Genomic DNA, 15,327 nt, shown 5'->3' with positions numbered 1-15,327 from the left:
CCTGGCACGGCACGGGCTACAAGCCACCCGGCCGGGAGACTCGGCTCGACGCCCGCGGATTGATCATGGAGAAACGACCGATGCGCGCTTTATCACGACGTCACCTGATGGCTGCCTGCGCCGCCATTGCAACATCAAGCATCGTGTCCACAGGATTCCTGACCATGACCACGGAAGACGCCTCCGCCCAGTCCGGCAAGCCGGTCACCACCTCGTCCGGGCTTCAGATGATCGACACCCAGGCCGGCACCGGCGCTTCGCCGAAGCAGGGCCAGACCGCCGTAGTGCATTATACCGGCTACCTCAACGACAACGGCAAAAAGGGCAAGAAATTCGACTCGTCGGTCGATCGCGGCTCGCCGTTCGAATTCCCGGTCGGCGCGGGGCGGGTGATCAAGGGCTGGGACGAAGGCGTCGCTTCGATGAAGGTCGGCGGAAAACGTACGCTGATCATCCCGCCGGCGCTCGGCTATGGCGCGCAGGGCGTCGGCAACGGACTTATCCCGCCGAACGCGACGCTGATCTTCGACGTCGAATTGCTCGGCGTGAAATAGCTATCGTGCGGAATCGTCCGGGACGACGCCGGGCTTGACCTGTTGCGGCACCGGCTCCCTGGCCGGTTGCTGCTGGGGCGCGGCGGCGTCCGGGGCGGCCGGATTTTCGCTGCCGGCATTGGCGTCCGTCGGCGGCGCCGGTTCGGCCGTCGGTGCGGTCGCGGTGGTGCCTTGTGCCGGCGGTGCCGAGGCGGTCGCGTCGCCCTCGGATGTCGGCTGGTTCAGCCCGTAGATCATCATGCCAACGATCAGCAGGCAGGCAAACGCCACCAGAACGATCTGCAGGACGCTGGCACGACCCTCGGACAGCTGCAATTGAGGGTCGGGCTGAATTTCCGTCCGCGAAATCCGCTCTTCCGTTCGATCGGTGGTCTGGTCTCGGGTTCGTTCCATAACGCGCTCCCTTGCGGTCTGCGGTCGTGCGCTCAGGCAACGGCGACGCTGCCGGCGAAGTTCCCCGCTTCGCTTGCCGCTTGCCGAGCCTTTGGCCGTGTTGTCCAATCGGTCGGGCTGCAACAAGGGAGCACAACGCGATGCGACGGATCGGTCTGACCCTTCTTGCCGGGACGGCAATTCTCTACGGTGCGGCTCCGCTCTCGGCGCAATCGCGCTGGCCGGCTGGAGACGAGATCGGCATGGCGAACAATCTCGGCCCCGCGACCTGGGCGCGCTGCGCGCCGCTGCTCGCCGATCCGAAGGCGAAATCCTACGAGGTTTCGCACATCCGCTCCAACACCATGCCGCAATCGCCGTTCGGCACGCCGCTGGTCGACAAATACCGGCCGACCGTCGGCATCCCGGGCACCCGCCATGCCTTCAACGGCGAGGAAGCGGTAAGCGGTGAGGCGGGCGCGCAAGGAACGCAGATGGATGCGCTCGGGCATTTCGCCGTTCTGCCGGAGCCCTGGGACGGCAAGAGCGAATTTCCGTCCGGGAAGGCCGCGTATTACGGCGGCCATACCCAGCAGCAGGTGAAGCCGACGCCGGACGCGCCATTGCAGAAGCTCGGCATCGAGAAGGTGCCGCCGATCATCACCACCGCGATCCTGCTCGACGCCAAGACCCATCTCGGCAAGGGCAAGGCCCTGGAGCCCGGGGCGGTGGTCACGGCTGCCGATATCGAGGCGATGCTGAAGGCGCAGGGGCTCGACAAGCGCGGCCTGATGCCGGGCGATGTGCTCTACATCTATACCGGCTGGGGTGATGGCTGGATCGATCCGGACAATGCCAAGAGCTATTACACCAAGGGTCCGGGGCTCGCCTACGACGCGGCGAAATACATCGAGGGCAAGCAGGTCGTGCTGGTGGCGCTCGACAATCCGTTCACCGATCCGGTGCCGGACGGCATGTTGATGGGGAAGGCCGCGCCCGCGCCCGGGACGCCGCCAGCACTGCCCTTCGCCATCCATCACCACAATCTCGTGGTTGCGGGAATCCACAACATCCAGAATGCCAATCTCGGCGAGCTGGCCAGGGACAGGGTCTGGCTGTCCTGCACCATCATCCTGCCGCTGCGCTCGAAGGGCGGGTCCGGCTCGCCGGTGCGTCCGGTGTCGATCGGCGTGCCGGGGCAATAGCACGGCGCGCCGGCAGCGGTGCCTTTCCATCCGCCGCTTGATCCGCATCAAGCGGCGGGCCGCACAATCATATTCAATTGCATGAAGGTGTCGGCGGCATCACAATGCCGCCGAAAGCCTGCGCGGCGTTTCGATAAAGCGCGACGGTTCCGTCCGTCGCAACGTTCAGGGAGCAAATGTCATGGTTCGGGCTAGCCTTAGCATTCTTGCGCCGGTCGTCGTCTGCGTGTCGCTGCTTTCCTGCCGGCCCGCCAGCGGGCAGGAATCGCTCGTCACCTACAAGAGTCTCAGTCCCGAAATCGCTCTCGATCTCGCCCGCGCGACCCTGGAGGATTGCCGCAAGCGCGGCTTTCAGGTTGCGGTCGCGGTGGTCGATCGCTTCGGCCAGACCCAGGTGATGATCCGCGACCGCTTCGCGGGTCCACACACGCCCGCAACGGCGGCCGGCAAGGGCTGGACCGCGGTCAGCTTCCGCACCAACACCACCGACCTCATCGGCATCAGCCAGCCCGGCATGCCGCAGGCCGGCCTGCGCGATCTGCCGGGTGCCGTGATCCTCGGCGGCGGCGTGCGGGTTGAGGCGGCCGGCGTCACGGTCGGCGCGGTCGGGGTGTCGGGTGCGCCGGGCGGCGACGCTGATGATGCGTGTGCCAAGGCCGGCATCGCTGCGGTGCAGGACAAGCTCGATTTCTGATCGAACGCGCCGGTTTGCGGCGCGTCGCACCTTGCCGGATTTCGCGCGCGGGCGCAGTCTTCCTGTCAACGCCGCCAGAAAGTCGGCGAGGGGAGGAAAGGTCATGTCAGCGCTTTGCATGTCTGCACGTTGCTTCTCTGCACGACCGTTGCGCGCGATCGCAGCCGCGCTTGCCTTGCTTGTTTTCGCTGTCGCGTCGCCCGCGACCGCGCAATATCCCGAACGCAATATCACGCTGATCGTGCCGTATGGCGCCGGTGGCGGCACCGACATCACCGCGCGCATGCTGGCCAAGGATCTGGAAGCGGTGCTCGGCAAGCCGGTGACGGTGGAGAACCGCGCGGGCGGCGGCGGCTGGGTCGGCTGGGGCGCGCTGGCAAAGGCTGCGCCCGACGGCTACACCATCGGCTATCTCAATGTGCCATCGATGTATGCCGGCTATCTCGACCGGCAATACAATCGTTCGGAAACGCTCGACAGCTTCACGCCGCTGATGAACCATGTGCTCGACTACAATGTCTGGGCGGTGAAGGCGGACTCGCCGTTCAAATCGGTGAAAGACATCGTCGAGGCGGCAAAGAAGACGCCCGAGACCATCAGCATATCGGCGTTCGGTGCCGGCTCGGACGATCACCTCGCCATCCTCTCGATGCAGAAAGAAAACGGGATCAAGCTGATCACCGTGCACCACAAGTCGACCGCGGACGCCAAGACCGGTGCGCTCGGCGGACATATCCAGGTACTCGGTGCCAACATTTCGGAGGTCGCGGAAGAAGCGCGCGCGGGCACCATCCGAATCCTTGGCGTGATGGCGCCGGAACGTTCGCCATTCCTGCCGGATGTGCCGACCTTCAAGGAACTGGGCTTCAATCAGGTCTGGTCGGTGTCGCGCGGGATCGCCGCGCCCGCCGGTCTGCCGAAGACCGTGCAGGACATGCTGAACGCGGCTCTGGAAAAGACGCTGACTTCGGCTGAGCATCAGAAGAAGGCGAGGCAATTGTCGCTCGAGCCGCGTGTGATCAAGGGCGACGAGTACAAGAAATTCCTGAAGGACAACGAGGTCAGCACCAAGGCGCTGATGGGCTGGTAAGGGGATGCGATGATCGGCGAGGTGGATTCACTGGAGATTCAGGTCCTCGTCGACAACGCCACCGACATGCTGTCGTCGACGCCGGCGCATGTCGAGAGCGAGGGCGCAGGTCTGATGCGGCGCGGCGTGCGCATGATGGGCGGAAAGTGCCTGTGCTGCGCTGCGCACGGCCTGTCATGCCTGATCAACGTTGAGCGCGGTGGCGTTCGGCGGTCCATGCTGTTCGATTCAGGCCCGGAGGAATACGCGTTCGAGCGCAACGTTACGCGCCTCGCCGCCGCTCTGGGTCCGGTAGAGGCGATCATGCTGTCGCATGGCCATTGGGACCATGCCGGCGCCATGCTGCTGGCGCTGACCATGATCCGCAGCCGCAACGGCGGCAAGGCGGTCGTGTTCGATGCGCATCCGGACATGTTCCGCACCCGTGCTGTGACAATGCCGAATGGCGGCTTCCGGCAGATGGAGGATGTTCCGAGCGTCGACGATCTCACCGCCTTTGGCGCGAAGGTCGCGACCAGCCGCGAGCCGCATGGTCTGCTCGACGGCATGGTCCATGTCAGCGGCGAGATACCGCGCGTGACTGCATATGAACGTGGCTATCCGGGCCAAGTTCGCCGTACCGCGGACGGGCAGGGCTGGGAGCCCGACGAACTGCTGCTCGACGAGCGCTGGCTCGGCATTCATGTGAAGGGCAAGGGACTGGTCGTGTTGTCAGCCTGCTCTCATGCCGGCATCGTCAATGTCCTGCACCACGCGCGCGCAAGCTTTCCAGGCGTGCCGCTTTGCGCGATCTTGGGCGGGCTGCATCTTTCGGGTGCCAACGAAGCGGTGATCCCGCAAACGGTCGCTGACTTGAAACAGTTCGGGCTGAACACGATCGCGGCCGGCCATTGCACCGGCTGGCGGGCGATGACTGCGCTGGCCAATGCCTTCGGCGATCGGGTGCTGGCACCGACCGCCGTCGGCAAGCGCTATTCGTTCTGAGCGTCTAACGTTTGGCCACGTTGACCTTCTTCGGCGGTTGCTTCTTTGCGGCCGCGCCGGCGACGTTGTTCTTCGGGCCCTTTGCGGTCTTGACGTCCTTTGCGCCCTTCCTGCTCTTGGCGTGTTTCTTCTTTTTCAGTGAGGCTTCGTATTTCTTGCATTCTTCATGCTCGGCCTTCTCGAGCGCGCGGCGTTCGGCGCGGCTCGCCTCGCGGAAGAATTCGTGGCGTCCGGCCTGCACCACCGGTACGAATTCCTTGCGGAACCGGCAGGCATTCTTGGGCGGGGTCAGTGACGCATTCATGTAGTAGCGCAACAGCCGGTCCTCGAGGCCGCTGCGGCCTTCGAGCTCGTCGCGCGCGATTTGTTTGGAATAGCGCCAGGCGTTGCCTTTGATCGCCGTGCGCCTCTTGACCGGCAGGCAGGCGAACGAGAACTGACACACCTTCGAGCGCTTGTAGAATACCACGTCGCAGATCTTGTCGCCGCCCCAGATCTGCCGGTTGGCGCGGGCGCGCGCGGCTACGACATTCGCGATGTGGCGCTGGCCTTCCTCGGTTTCGCCGGTCGAGCCGCCTTCGAAATAGACCGCGAGCGTCAGGCAATAGAGATCGGTCTCGTAGGCGATGTCACGGCTGCGATTGATCGGGTCGCCGAGCGCGACTCTGGTCTCCTCGACGGGTGCGCGATACGCGTTTGCCGGTGTGCCGATAGCGATTGCTGCGATGGTTGCGCATGCAAGGTAGAGCGATGCGAAGCTGCCCCGCATAAGTCCCCCCAAATGTCTCGCCGCACAAATCGATAATCAAATGCGACGCCAAAAACGCAGGACCCCCGTCGCATGATGGTCAGTTCGCTTGGAAAATGTGGCAGGCGAAGGGCAAATGGTTAACAGACACCATTGTTTTTCACAGCGCCGTGAGGACGTTGCGGTGGGCGGCGCGCGGAAAAGCCCCTATTTTCGGTCCGTTTGCTGTGCCGGCTCTTGTCCGGCTGAGTCAGTTTGACGCACAGTCGTTAACCATGCGGCTGCGGCCGCCAGCACCACACCGGGATCTCATGTCATCACCTCCGATCCATTATGAAGCCGCCTCCGACGAAGTCCGCGCCGTGTTCGACGACATCAAGGCGTCGCGCAACGTGCCCGACGTCAACAATTTCTGGAAATATCTGGCGCGCGATCCGGTGCTGCTCAGACGCACCTGGGAGAGCGTCAAGGAGGTGATGGCACCGGGCGCGCTCGACCCGCTCACCAAGGAGATGATCTATCTCGCGGTCAGCGTTACCAATGGCTGCGCCTATTGCATTGCAAGCCACACGGCGGCCGCCCGCAAGGCCGGCATGACGGACGCGATGTTCGGAGAGGTCATGGCGGTCACCGGCATGGCCAACGAAACCAACCGCCTCGCGAATGGCTATCGGGTGCCGATCGACAGGATGTTCGAGACATAGACCCAGACGACCGGACCCGAAGCCGGGCGGGCAGATGTCGAGTTTGGAACCGGCCTGCGCCGCTACCATTCCTCCGGGCAGGGCAGCAGCATGGCCCACAGGTCGGGGCCGTTCCTGACGACCTTCATTTGCGGCGTGAGGCCGCCCTTGCGCTCGATCCAGTCCAGCACCGGTTCGGAATAATACGACAGCAGTTCGCGGGTGCCGGCCGCGTGGGCGACCTTCTTTCGGATCGGCCAGTCCACCACCGTATAGGCCTGATGGAAGCCGAGGCTTGCCCGTGGCGTCACGCAAATCTTGTTGCGCGGAACAATGCCGATGACCAGCGTGCAGGCCGAATTGCAGATGCCGTCGATGATGACGCGCTCGCCACGCTCCGCGATCTGCCGGTATTTCGCCTTGTACTTCTCGACCTCGCCGCCGTGATCGCGCGTGATGCGCAGATCGGCAAGGGCCGAGACGGTCGAAACAACCACGATCGCAACAGCTACCCCCAGCCGCCGCATGCCCACCCCGAATGTCATCCAGACGCAAGACACTACTGGAGGCCGGGAAGGGCCTCAGTCAGGCAGGACTTTGTCGAAATCCGGTTTTCAATTGGTTAAGCATGGGGCAGCCGGCCGCGAAAATGGCTGCCGGCGTCTCAGACGCCGCTCGGAATCCGCCGTACCGCGAGATGATCGTTCACGCCGCGCACGCCCGGGGTTTCCTCGACCAGCACCCGGACCGCGTTACGTTCGGTCGGCGACAGCACCATGCCCCAGAGATCGACCATGCCGTCGGTTACGATCGGATTGACGATGGACGGATGCGACCAGGGCTGTGCCGACAAGCGGTCGACAATGGTGTCGCGCAGGTCGGAATCGGAGGGCTGCGGCGCCGCCGCGCGTGGCCTTGCGCTTGCGAGCGCCTGCAGCAGGTTGGCGCGGCTCACCACGCCGATGACCAGGCCTTCTTCGACCACCGGCACGCGCTTGATGCGATGGCTTTCCAGCAGCCCCGCGACCTCGCGCAGCGGAGAATCGGGCCTGGCAACCACCACATCTGTGGTCATCACGTCCGATACCTTGGTTCCATGCGCCTTGACGAAATCGTGAGCGAGCTGGTCGGCGCCGGAGACGAAGCTGAGCCACCAGGACGGCTTGCGTTCGGTTCCAGTCTCCGCGCGACGCACCAGATCGCCCTCGGAGATGATCCCGATCAACCGGTTGCTGCCGTCGACCACGGGCAGGGCGCTGACCTCGCGTTCGAGCATCAGCTTCGCGGCCTGCTGCACCGTCGCGTCCGGCGCGATGGTGACGACGCGGACGGTCATGATATCGCTGGCGTTCATGGCGCTCCCTCCTCGATCTTCAGGCGAGGGAGATTGGCGCTGCGTTCCGACGCCGGCGTTGACGCGGATCAAGTGCCTCGGACTTGGCGGCCGCGGCGAAATGCGTCGCGGATTCGTCGCCGGTTGCTGCAATGCATCGTTAATTCAACGGAAACGTCTTGAAATTACGTCATGTCCTCGGGAATTGGATGCAAGGGACATGAAATTGGCCGCGAATGGCCGCTGGCTCGATGGGGCGATGATTGCTCTGTTGCTGGCCGCAAGTCTGGTGCTGCCTGTCGGGACCTCGCTGAGTGCGCGCGGCAGTGAAGGCAGCCGTGTGGTCGCGGTGTTGTTTGCGCCATGGGTCGACGCGGCGGGCGCCATGCAGCGGGTTGCGGACGCCGGAGCGCGCATCGTGCGCTTCGGGGCGCTGCCGTTCATTGTCGTTGCGGAGGCGGGCGACGCGGAATTTTCCGACCGGATCGCTGCGCGAGGCGCATGGATGACTCTCGATCCTCGCGTCATCGCGGCCTGCCTGCCGCGCGCGGATGCCGTTCAATGATGGCGATCAACAGTCTGGAAAGTCTGCAGCGCGTGGTGGCGATCGCGCTTTCGGTGCTGACCCTCGTCCATGTGCCGATTCTGGCGATATTGGCCTGGCTGCGCGGATACGACGTCGCTGCAACGACGGCATTCTCGCTGGCACTGGCAGCCGCTCCGATCGTGCTGATCCAGTTCGGGCGGCCAGTCATCGTGGTCGCCGCCGCTCTTGCGATCGTCCTGATCGCCCAGACCTCGCTGCTGGTTTTCCTGATGCAGGGACATCCGTGGCAGGTCGAGACCCATTTCTACTATTTCGCCGTACTGGCAATGTTGTCGGGCTTCTGCGACTTGCGGATCCTGCTGTTGGCGGCGGGATTGATCGCTGTGCAACATCTCGGGTTCAACGAGGTGCTTCCGGCCGCCATCTATCCGGGCGGCACCGATTACGGGCGCGTCGCGCTGCACGCCTTCGTGGTCGTGGTTGAAACCGTGATGCTGGCCGGCATCGGCTGGACCATCCGGACCGCGTTCCGGCAGGCGCAGACCGAGCGCGAGGCTGCGGAACATTCTGCCGCGAAGCTCGGCGCGGTGCTCGATGAACGCAGCCGCGAATTGTCGGCCACCAGCGAACGCGCGCAGTCGATCGAACGCGTCCTGCAGGTATTCGAGCAGGAAATGTCCGGTGCCGTCGGCATTCTGCACGACGCGGCGGCGGTTCTGCATGCCAACGCCCATACACTCGGTGCTGCATCGGCACGGTCCAATGCGCAGACATCGTCGGCAATCCTCACGGCCGGGGAGACCTCCGCCCGGGTCAGGCTGGCGGCGCAGGCCGGCGACGAACTCGCGGTGACCATCACCGAAGTGGAAGGCAACGCGACCCAGTCGCTTCACCTCGCCAGGACAGCGGTCGGGGAGGCCAGCCGGGCCAATATGACGATCGACGAACTTGCGGTGGTCGCCTTCGAGATCGGCAAGGTCACGGAATTGATCAGCGCGATCGCCAGCCAGACCAATCTGCTGGCTCTCAATGCGACGATCGAAGCGGCGCGCGCCGGAGACGCGGGACGCGGATTCGCCGTGGTTGCCCAAGAGGTCAAGGCGCTGGCCGGCCAGACCGCGGCCGCGACACAGGAGATCGCACGGCGCATCGGCGCCATGCAGCAGACCACCGACCGTTCCGTGGCCGCGATCCAGTCGATCGGTCGGACCATCGGCGAACTCGATTCTTCGCACACCCGGATCGCAAGTGCCGTGCAACAGCAGGCGATTGCCACCCGGGAGATCGCCGGCAACGTCACGTCCGCAACGATCGGCGTTTCGCATCTCGCCGAAGCGGTCTCGGAGATTGAAACGGCCATGTCGCAAAGCGTGCAGGCCATTGCGGAATTCAGCGAGGCCGCGGGAGAGGTCACGCGTCAGGCCGGCACGATCCGCGACCGCGTCAGGGCGTTCACCCGCCAGATTCAGCTTCTGGAAATGCCGCGGCCAAGATCGGCTGCATAGGCGAGTGCACGCCAGCCATCGGCTGACGGCTGCGAGCGCACAGGCCTGGCGCGGCCGGCCGCCGGGCTAATACACCACGACGCTGCGGATGCTTTCGCCCTTGTGCATCATGTCGAAGCCCTTGTTGATGTCTTCGAGGCGGAGAAGGTGGGTGATCATCGGGTCGATCTGAATCTTTTTGTCCATGTACCAGTCGACGATTTTCGGCACATCGGTGCGGCCTCTCGCGCCGCCAAAGGCGGAGCCCTTCCACACCCGGCCGGTGACGAGCTGGAACGGCCGCGTCGAGATTTCGGCGCCGGCCGGCGCCACGCCGATGATGACCGAGACGCCCCAGCCGCGATGGCAGGCTTCCAGTGCCTGGCGCATCACCGTGACATTGCCGGTGCAGTCGAAGGTGTAATCCGCGCCGCCGATCTGATCGGCGCCTTGCTTCGTCATGTCCACGAGATGGGCGACAAGGTCTTTTCCGACCTCCTTCGGATTGACGAAGTGCGTCATGCCGAATCGCTCGCCCCAGGCCTTGCGGTCATTGTTGATGTCGACGCCGATGATCATGTCGGCGCCCGCGAGCTTCAGACCCTGGATCACGTTGAGGCCGATGCCGCCGAGGCCGAACACGATCGCCTTGGACCCGATCTCGACCTTGGCGGTATTGAATACCGCGCCGATGCCGGTGGTGACGCCGCAGCCGATGTAGCAGATCTTGTCGAACGGCGCGTCCTCGCGCACCTTGGCGACCGCGATCTCCGGCAGCACGGTGAAATTCGCGAAGGTCGAGCAGCCCATATAGTGATAGAGCGGCTTGCCGCCGAGCGAGAAGCGCGAGGTGCCGTCCGGCATCAGGCCCTTGCCCTGCGTCGCGCGAATTGCGGTGCAGAGATTGGTCTTGCGCGACAGGCAGGACGGGCATTGCCGGCATTCCGGTGTGTAGAGGGGGATCACATGATCCCCCTTGCGGACGCTGGTCACACCGGCTCCGACATCGACCACGATGCCTGCGCCCTCATGGCCGAGGATAGATGGGAAGATGCCTTCCGGGTCGTCACCGGAGAGCGTAAAATCGTCGGTGTGGCAGATGCCGGTAGCCTTGATTTCGATCAGGACTTCGCCCGCTTTCGGGCCTTCGAGCTGTACCGTCATGATCTCGAGCGGCTTGCCCGCCTCGACCGCCACCGCCGCACGCACATCCATCGTTTCGGCCTCCTTGTGTGCCGCGGAACGGCCCGCGGTCTCCCAGTTCCTGCCACTCATGTACCGGATGCGGCATTTCGCGCAATGCCGGGGGCTGTTTCAGGGCCCTCCCGACAGGCGGATGGGCCCCCTTGGATCGCGTTTTTTCTTTGCCGTGCGGCATATCCCTCCATCGAGAACTGCTTTACAAAGGGAGTCTCTATCGAAACGGCACCGGAGACGTTAAGTGGCTACAGGCACTGTTAAATGGTTCAACGCGACCAAGGGATATGGATTCATTCAACCGGACGGCGGCGGAAAGGATGTCTTTCTGCACATCTCGGCCGTCGAGCGCGCCGGTCTCAGTTCTGTCCCTGAAGGCGCGAAGGTCGAATACGAGATCGTGTCCGACCGCGGCAAAGAATCCGCCGGAAACCTCAAGATGAAGTAACGCTCGCGCGTTGCTGCAAACCTGAGTGTGCCCCGCTTCGGCGGGGTTTTTTTTCGACGCGCTCAGCCGCCGCCAGAACCGAGTTGCGGGCGGTCGACCTGTTCCCAGCTGCAATTTGTGCAGGGCCGGGTCGATGGCATAGAGAGCGGTCGCCGGAATCACCATCGTGAAACCTTCCTTTACCGCGCTCTCCATTCGCGCAGCGCCGCTGACCTTCGTGTTCCTGTGGAGCACGGGCTTCATCGCGGCCAAGTTCGGCATGCCTTATGCGGGGCCGCTCACATTCCTGTTCGCCCGCATGGGGCTGACGATGCTGGTGCTGGCGGCTGTCGTTGCGGTCATGCGGGTGCGGTTGCCGTCGCCCCTCGATGCGTGGCACAGCCTCGTTGCGGGGGTGCTGTTGCAGGTGCTCTATCTGGGTGGCGTGTTCGTCGCGCTTTCGCAGGGGGTGCCCGCCGGAATCTCGGCGCTGATCCCGGGGCTGCAGCCGATCCTGACCGCGACGCTTGCCGGCCGGTTCCTCGGCGAGCGGGTGACGGCGCTGCAATGGGGCGGGTTCGCGCTCGGGCTGATCGGCGTGCTGCTGGTGCTCAATGATCGCAACGTCGTCATGTCCGGCGGCCTGCTCGGATGGCTCGCGAGCGTGATCTCGCTGCTGGGCATCACGCTCGGCACGCTCTACCAGAAGCGCTATTGCGGCGCGATCGACTGGCGCTCCGGCAATCTTGTGCAATTTGCCGGCGCGACGCTGCTGTTCGCGGTCGGCGCATACGCATTCGAAACGCGCGCCATCGACTGGACGCCGCAATTCATCGTGGCACTCGGATGGTCGGTGATCGTGCTCTCGGTTCTGACGATCGCGCTCATGTATTGGCTGATCCGGCGCATTCCGGCATCGCGGGTCGCAAGCTTGTTCTATCTCGTGCCGGCGACGACGGCAGTGATTGCCTGGCTGATGTTCGGCGAGACGCTCAACGCGCTCGCCATCGCCGGCATGGTGCTGTGCGCAGCCGGGGTGTTCTTGGTGAATTACAGGGGCGCGGTGCGAACCTGAGAAGAGCAGGCAGGGCAGGGCGTACTTGGTATTGTTCCGCTACGCCCGGAGAACCACGGGGGGACATGGATTGATTCCCCAAAGTGGTTCGGGCAGTCTGCCAACTCTTGCTTCGAAAATCCGCTTCACGAAGTCGCTGCAACGATGAAGTGGGTTCTCACAGCCAGCACGTCAGGCAGGAGCAATGCTCTGAGGTCGGGTCCCGAACGCGATGGACTCAATATAGAAATCGAGCATTGCCGTGAGCGATGCGGGATCGCGCCGCAGGCGGCTACGCAAAGCCGCGCCCTCCCAGCAATTCACCAACAGGTCTGCCATCTCCTGAACGTCGCACGCCGCCGGTACATCACCCTTCACCTGCGCCTCGCGCAGGCAATTCGCCATCTGCCCGGCGATGGATGACAGGCACCAGTCGATCTTGCGGCGGAACGCCTCGCTCACTCCCGACAATTCCTGTCCGAGCCCGCCCAGGAGGCAGCCGAGATAGCCCTCCTGTTTATATTTTTCCTGTGTCAACTCGAAGAAACGGCGGATGCGCGCAAGCGGAGGTCGCGTGCGGTCGAGCAGGCACGCATCGAGGCCTGCATGCACGGTGGTCATGTAGGCGTCGATCACCTGAAGAGCAAAGTCCTCCTTATCCCTGAAGTGATGATAAAAGGATCCCTTGGGCGTATCGGTTGCGTCGAGCAGCGCCTGAATACCAAGGCTGTTGTAGCCCTGCTCCAGTAGCATGCGCAGGCCCGCATCGATCAATCGTTGCTTGGTGGAATGCATCAGGATCAGCGGGCTCAGCATTGGCACGAACGCGCAATCGCGGCGGACCGGACCATAGCCTGGCCGGGCGCCGCGACAGTGGGGGTGGGTAACTCGGCTTCGTCAGGCGTAGCCGTTCACCTTATCGATCATGTGATTGATTACCCGGGTATGTTCGTGCTGCGGACTGAACATCACGATCTCCGCGTCAGCATCGACTTTCACGTTGTGTCCGGGCGGCCAATAGAACAGGTCGTTCGCTGTCACTGTTTCCTTGTTGCCCGATGCGTCGGTGGTGGTGATCTGTCCTTCCAGCACGAAACCCCAATGAGGGCAATTGCAGGCATTGCCGTGCAATCCCTGAAACAGCGGAGTTGTATCCACACCAGCGGCGAGGGTGAAGTACTCGCCGCTGATCTTTCCGTATCCCGTGACATCTCCGAAGTCGGTGCGCTGGCGAATGACCGCGCCGGGCAATTCCAGTTTTTTGTCAACTTGATCCTTGGCGATACGCATAATGTTTCCTCCGTTTCTGCTCTCTAGACCAATCAGTCTAGACTGAATGGTCTAGCTGTCAACGAGGTCAACTTGCCGCACGCCGACTGCGGCTGGCCAAAGCAGCTTCCTTGGGAACTTTCGTCGTCGGTGGCAACCCGGTTCTGGGCCGGTGACGGCGGTCAGTAATCAGGCCTCCAGGGCGGAGACTGCGGTCGTCGCCGAGCTAACCCTTGATCCTGTCGAATGCGGCGAGCGCGCGCTTGCGCGCCAAGTCATGGTCGACCATCGGTGCGGGATAGGTCTTGCCGAGCGTGACCTTGGCCTCGGCCAGTTCGAGGGGCGTCGCCATCCACGGCTTGTGGATGAAGCGGTCTGGCAGGGCGGCAATCTCTGGCACCCATTGCCGCACATAGTCACCGTTCGGATCGAATCTTTCGCCCTGCAATATTGGATTGAAGATGCGGAAATAGGGCGCGGCATCGGCGCCGGAGCCCGCGACCCATTGCCAGCTGGCGGTGTTGTTGGCCGGATCGGCATCGACCAGCGTATCCCAGAACCATTGCTCGCCGAGTCGCCAGTCGATCAGCAGATGCTTGATCAGGAATGACGCCACCACCATGCGCACGCGATTGTGCATCCAGCCGGTGTGCCAGAGTTCGCGCATGCCGGCATCGACGATCGGATAGCCGGTCTGTCCGCGCTGCCACGCCTTCAGCGCGGCGTCGTCGCTGCGCCATGGAAACGCATCGAAACGCGGCTGCAGGTTCTTCGTCGCGAGATCGGGAAAGTGATGCAGAAGGTGATAGGAGAATTCGCGCCAGCCGAGTTCGCTCAAGTATTTCTCGATGTCGCGCGACGGCGCGTCGCCTTTCTCCGCAGCGAAGCGCGCGGCGTGAAAGACTTCGCCCGCGCTGACCTCGCCGAAACGCAGGTGAGGGGAGAGACGCGAGGTCGACGGCCTGTCCGGGCGGTCGCGCTCGTCCGCATACCCGCGGATGGTGTCGAGGAAATCGGCCAGCCGCTGGCGCGCTGCGGCTTCGCCGGGCGTCCAGGTAGCGCGCAGGCCTCCGGCCCAGTCGGGCATGGTGGGTTCGAGATGCCAGTCCTCGAGATGACTCGATGCAATATCGAGGGGCGGTGGCAGGCGTTTCGGTGCCGGCAGCGGTCTGCGCGGATCGCCGAGCGACAGCACCCGCTTCCAGAATGGCGTGAACACACGCAACGGTCCGCCGTCCTTGTTCAGGAGCTTGCCGGGCTCGACCAGCAGACTGCCGGGGAAGGTGCCGCCGGTCACACCTCGCGCTTTCAGCGCGGCGATCACCGCCTCGTCCGCGGCGATGCCGGCGCGGTCGTAGCGGCGGTTCCAGTAGACATGCGTCGCTCCGCATTCATGTGCGAGCGAAGGTATGACATCCGCCGCCTTGCCGCGCCGCAGCACGAGCCGCTGGCCCAGCTTGCGCAAATTTGCGTCGAGCGCCCGCAGCGACTGCGCGAGCCACCAGCGCGATGCGCCGCCATGCGCGCGCAGCCCGGCGCTGTCCTGGTCCAGCAGATAGAGGCAGGTGAGGGTGCCGGCTCTGGCAGCCGCTGTCAGTGCGGGGTGGTCGCCCAGCCGCAGATCGTCGCGAAACCAGACGATTGCGGAGAATGGGGCCGAGGATCGCCGATCGTCCGGCATCAGAG

The 15,327-nt window shown here is 64.0% G+C and carries 18 protein-coding genes; 10 read left to right on the top strand and 8 right to left on the bottom strand.

Going from position 1 to position 15,327, the window contains the following annotated elements; genetic code table 11:
• Window positions 1–164 precede the first annotated feature (164 nt).
• On the top strand, window positions 165–554 hold the full coding sequence (locus AB7F49_RS05385) for an FKBP-type peptidyl-prolyl cis-trans isomerase (RefSeq protein WP_428520800.1): 390 nt from the start codon (window positions 165–167) through the stop codon (window positions 552–554).
• Here the strand turns inward: AB7F49_RS05385 and AB7F49_RS05380 are convergent, their stop codons facing one another.
• A complete protein-coding gene (locus tag AB7F49_RS05380) occupies window positions 555–947 on the bottom strand; it encodes a hypothetical protein (protein ID WP_428520799.1) in 393 nt (130 codons plus the stop codon). It abuts the gene before it with no gap.
• 140 nt (window positions 948–1,087) lie between these two features.
• Here AB7F49_RS05380 and AB7F49_RS05375 point away from each other — a divergent pair, with 140 nt between their 5' ends.
• The 4 genes from AB7F49_RS05375 to AB7F49_RS05360 all read left to right on the top strand — a co-directional run bounded on the left by AB7F49_RS05375 (window position 1,088) and on the right by AB7F49_RS05360 (window position 4,899).
• Window positions 1,088–2,131 carry a cyclase family protein gene (locus AB7F49_RS05375; protein ID WP_428520798.1) on the top strand — a complete coding sequence of 348 codons (1,044 nt, stop codon included), beginning with the start codon at window positions 1,088–1,090 and terminating at the stop codon, window positions 2,129–2,131.
• A 181-nt stretch (window positions 2,132–2,312) separates the two neighbouring features.
• A complete protein-coding gene (locus tag AB7F49_RS05370; protein ID WP_428520797.1) occupies window positions 2,313–2,825 on the top strand; it encodes a GlcG/HbpS family heme-binding protein in 513 nt (170 codons plus the stop codon).
• 103 nt (window positions 2,826–2,928) lie between these two features.
• Window positions 2,929–3,915 carry a tripartite tricarboxylate transporter substrate binding protein gene (locus AB7F49_RS05365; protein WP_428520796.1) on the top strand — a complete coding sequence of 329 codons (987 nt, stop codon included), beginning with the start codon at window positions 2,929–2,931 and terminating at the stop codon, window positions 3,913–3,915.
• 9 nt (window positions 3,916–3,924) lie between these two features.
• A complete protein-coding gene (locus tag AB7F49_RS05360) occupies window positions 3,925–4,899 on the top strand; it encodes an MBL fold metallo-hydrolase (protein WP_428520795.1) in 975 nt (324 codons plus the stop codon).
• Window positions 4,900–4,903: 4 nt separating this feature from the next.
• Here the strand turns inward: AB7F49_RS05360 and AB7F49_RS05355 are convergent, their stop codons facing one another.
• Entirely contained in the window at window positions 4,904–5,668 is a 765-nt protein-coding gene (locus AB7F49_RS05355) for a cell wall hydrolase (RefSeq protein WP_428520794.1), read from the bottom strand.
• 290 nt (window positions 5,669–5,958) lie between these two features.
• Here AB7F49_RS05355 and AB7F49_RS05350 point away from each other — a divergent pair, with 290 nt between their 5' ends.
• Window positions 5,959–6,351 carry a carboxymuconolactone decarboxylase family protein gene (locus AB7F49_RS05350; protein WP_428520793.1) on the top strand — a complete coding sequence of 131 codons (393 nt, stop codon included), beginning with the start codon at window positions 5,959–5,961 and terminating at the stop codon, window positions 6,349–6,351.
• 62 nt (window positions 6,352–6,413) lie between these two features.
• On the opposite strand, the gene AB7F49_RS05345 is transcribed toward AB7F49_RS05350, so the two are convergent.
• Together AB7F49_RS05345 and AB7F49_RS05340 are read right to left on the bottom strand one after the other, a co-directional pair.
• Entirely contained in the window at window positions 6,414–6,857 is a 444-nt protein-coding gene (locus AB7F49_RS05345) for a hypothetical protein (protein WP_428520792.1), read from the bottom strand.
• 137 nt (window positions 6,858–6,994) lie between these two features.
• Complete coding sequence (locus AB7F49_RS05340) at window positions 6,995–7,684, bottom strand: CBS domain-containing protein (protein WP_428520791.1); 690 nt, start codon at window positions 7,682–7,684, stop codon at window positions 6,995–6,997.
• Window positions 7,685–7,883: 199 nt separating this feature from the next.
• Here AB7F49_RS05340 and AB7F49_RS05335 point away from each other — a divergent pair, with 199 nt between their 5' ends.
• Together AB7F49_RS05335 and AB7F49_RS05330 are read left to right on the top strand one after the other, a co-directional pair.
• Window positions 7,884–8,228, top strand: a complete 345-nt coding sequence (locus tag AB7F49_RS05335) for a hypothetical protein (RefSeq protein WP_428520790.1) — start codon at window positions 7,884–7,886, stop codon at window positions 8,226–8,228.
• Window positions 8,225–9,715 carry a methyl-accepting chemotaxis protein gene (locus AB7F49_RS05330; protein WP_428520789.1) on the top strand — a complete coding sequence of 497 codons (1,491 nt, stop codon included), beginning with the start codon at window positions 8,225–8,227 and terminating at the stop codon, window positions 9,713–9,715. Before AB7F49_RS05335 ends, AB7F49_RS05330 begins: the two co-directional genes overlap by 4 nt.
• A gap of 66 nt (window positions 9,716–9,781) precedes the next feature.
• On the opposite strand, the gene AB7F49_RS05325 is transcribed toward AB7F49_RS05330, so the two are convergent.
• Window positions 9,782–10,909, bottom strand: a complete 1,128-nt coding sequence (locus tag AB7F49_RS05325; protein WP_428520856.1) for an S-(hydroxymethyl)glutathione dehydrogenase/class III alcohol dehydrogenase — start codon at window positions 10,907–10,909, stop codon at window positions 9,782–9,784.
• A 226-nt stretch (window positions 10,910–11,135) separates the two neighbouring features.
• Between AB7F49_RS05325 and AB7F49_RS05320 the strand changes: the two genes are divergently transcribed.
• Both AB7F49_RS05320 and AB7F49_RS05315 read left to right on the top strand, forming a co-directional pair.
• On the top strand, window positions 11,136–11,339 hold the full coding sequence (locus tag AB7F49_RS05320; RefSeq protein WP_428520788.1) for a cold-shock protein: 204 nt from the start codon (window positions 11,136–11,138) through the stop codon (window positions 11,337–11,339).
• A 166-nt stretch (window positions 11,340–11,505) separates the two neighbouring features.
• A complete protein-coding gene (locus AB7F49_RS05315; RefSeq protein WP_428520787.1) occupies window positions 11,506–12,393 on the top strand; it encodes a DMT family transporter in 888 nt (295 codons plus the stop codon).
• Between the two features lie 171 nt (window positions 12,394–12,564).
• Here the strand turns inward: AB7F49_RS05315 and AB7F49_RS05310 are convergent, their stop codons facing one another.
• The 3 genes from AB7F49_RS05310 to AB7F49_RS05300 form a co-directional block, all read right to left on the bottom strand.
• The gene (locus AB7F49_RS05310) at window positions 12,565–13,188 is read right to left on the bottom strand and encodes a TetR family transcriptional regulator C-terminal domain-containing protein (RefSeq protein ID WP_428520786.1); all 624 of its coding nucleotides are present in this window, start codon (window positions 13,186–13,188) and stop codon (window positions 12,565–12,567) included.
• 81 nt (window positions 13,189–13,269) lie between these two features.
• The gene (locus AB7F49_RS05305; protein ID WP_428520785.1) at window positions 13,270–13,662 is read right to left on the bottom strand and encodes a hypothetical protein; all 393 of its coding nucleotides are present in this window, start codon (window positions 13,660–13,662) and stop codon (window positions 13,270–13,272) included.
• A 205-nt stretch (window positions 13,663–13,867) separates the two neighbouring features.
• Complete coding sequence (locus AB7F49_RS05300; protein WP_428520784.1) at window positions 13,868–15,322, bottom strand: cryptochrome/photolyase family protein; 1,455 nt, start codon at window positions 15,320–15,322, stop codon at window positions 13,868–13,870.
• Window positions 15,323–15,327: the final 5 nt, after the last annotated feature.

The sequence above is a fragment of the Pseudorhodoplanes sp. genome (assembly GCF_050250235.1).
Classification (GTDB): Bacteria; Pseudomonadota; Alphaproteobacteria; order Rhizobiales; family Xanthobacteraceae; genus Pseudorhodoplanes.
This window is presented reverse-complemented; position numbering and strand designations above follow the sequence as displayed.

What these genes read in the sequence shown, in the direction of transcription:
- AB7F49_RS05350 (WP_428520793.1), top strand. Translation starts at nt 5,959, where the DNA reads ATGTCATCACCTCCGATCCATTATGAAGCCGCCTCCGACGAAGTCCGC.
- AB7F49_RS05345 (WP_428520792.1), bottom strand. Translation starts at nt 6,857, where the DNA reads ATGCGGCGGCTGGGGGTAGCTGTTGCGATCGTGGTTGTTTCGACCGTC.
- AB7F49_RS05310 (WP_428520786.1), bottom strand. Translation starts at nt 13,188, where the DNA reads ATGCTGAGCCCGCTGATCCTGATGCATTCCACCAAGCAACGATTGATC.
- AB7F49_RS05330 (WP_428520789.1), top strand. Translation starts at nt 8,225, where the DNA reads ATGATGGCGATCAACAGTCTGGAAAGTCTGCAGCGCGTGGTGGCGATC.
- AB7F49_RS05340 (WP_428520791.1), bottom strand. Translation starts at nt 7,684, where the DNA reads ATGAACGCCAGCGATATCATGACCGTCCGCGTCGTCACCATCGCGCCG.
- AB7F49_RS05305 (WP_428520785.1), bottom strand. Translation starts at nt 13,662, where the DNA reads ATGCGTATCGCCAAGGATCAAGTTGACAAAAAACTGGAATTGCCCGGC.
- AB7F49_RS05380 (WP_428520799.1), bottom strand. Translation starts at nt 947, where the DNA reads ATGGAACGAACCCGAGACCAGACCACCGATCGAACGGAAGAGCGGATT.
- AB7F49_RS05300 (WP_428520784.1), bottom strand. Translation starts at nt 15,322, where the DNA reads ATGCCGGACGATCGGCGATCCTCGGCCCCATTCTCCGCAATCGTCTGG.
- AB7F49_RS05385 (WP_428520800.1), top strand. Translation starts at nt 165, where the DNA reads ATGACCACGGAAGACGCCTCCGCCCAGTCCGGCAAGCCGGTCACCACC.
- AB7F49_RS05360 (WP_428520795.1), top strand. Translation starts at nt 3,925, where the DNA reads ATGATCGGCGAGGTGGATTCACTGGAGATTCAGGTCCTCGTCGACAAC.
- AB7F49_RS05375 (WP_428520798.1), top strand. Translation starts at nt 1,088, where the DNA reads ATGCGACGGATCGGTCTGACCCTTCTTGCCGGGACGGCAATTCTCTAC.
- AB7F49_RS05355 (WP_428520794.1), bottom strand. Translation starts at nt 5,668, where the DNA reads ATGCGGGGCAGCTTCGCATCGCTCTACCTTGCATGCGCAACCATCGCA.
- AB7F49_RS05335 (WP_428520790.1), top strand. Translation starts at nt 7,884, where the DNA reads ATGAAATTGGCCGCGAATGGCCGCTGGCTCGATGGGGCGATGATTGCT.
- AB7F49_RS05370 (WP_428520797.1), top strand. Translation starts at nt 2,313, where the DNA reads ATGGTTCGGGCTAGCCTTAGCATTCTTGCGCCGGTCGTCGTCTGCGTG.
- AB7F49_RS05325 (WP_428520856.1), bottom strand. Translation starts at nt 10,909, where the DNA reads ATGGATGTGCGTGCGGCGGTGGCGGTCGAGGCGGGCAAGCCGCTCGAG.
- AB7F49_RS05365 (WP_428520796.1), top strand. Translation starts at nt 2,929, where the DNA reads ATGTCAGCGCTTTGCATGTCTGCACGTTGCTTCTCTGCACGACCGTTG.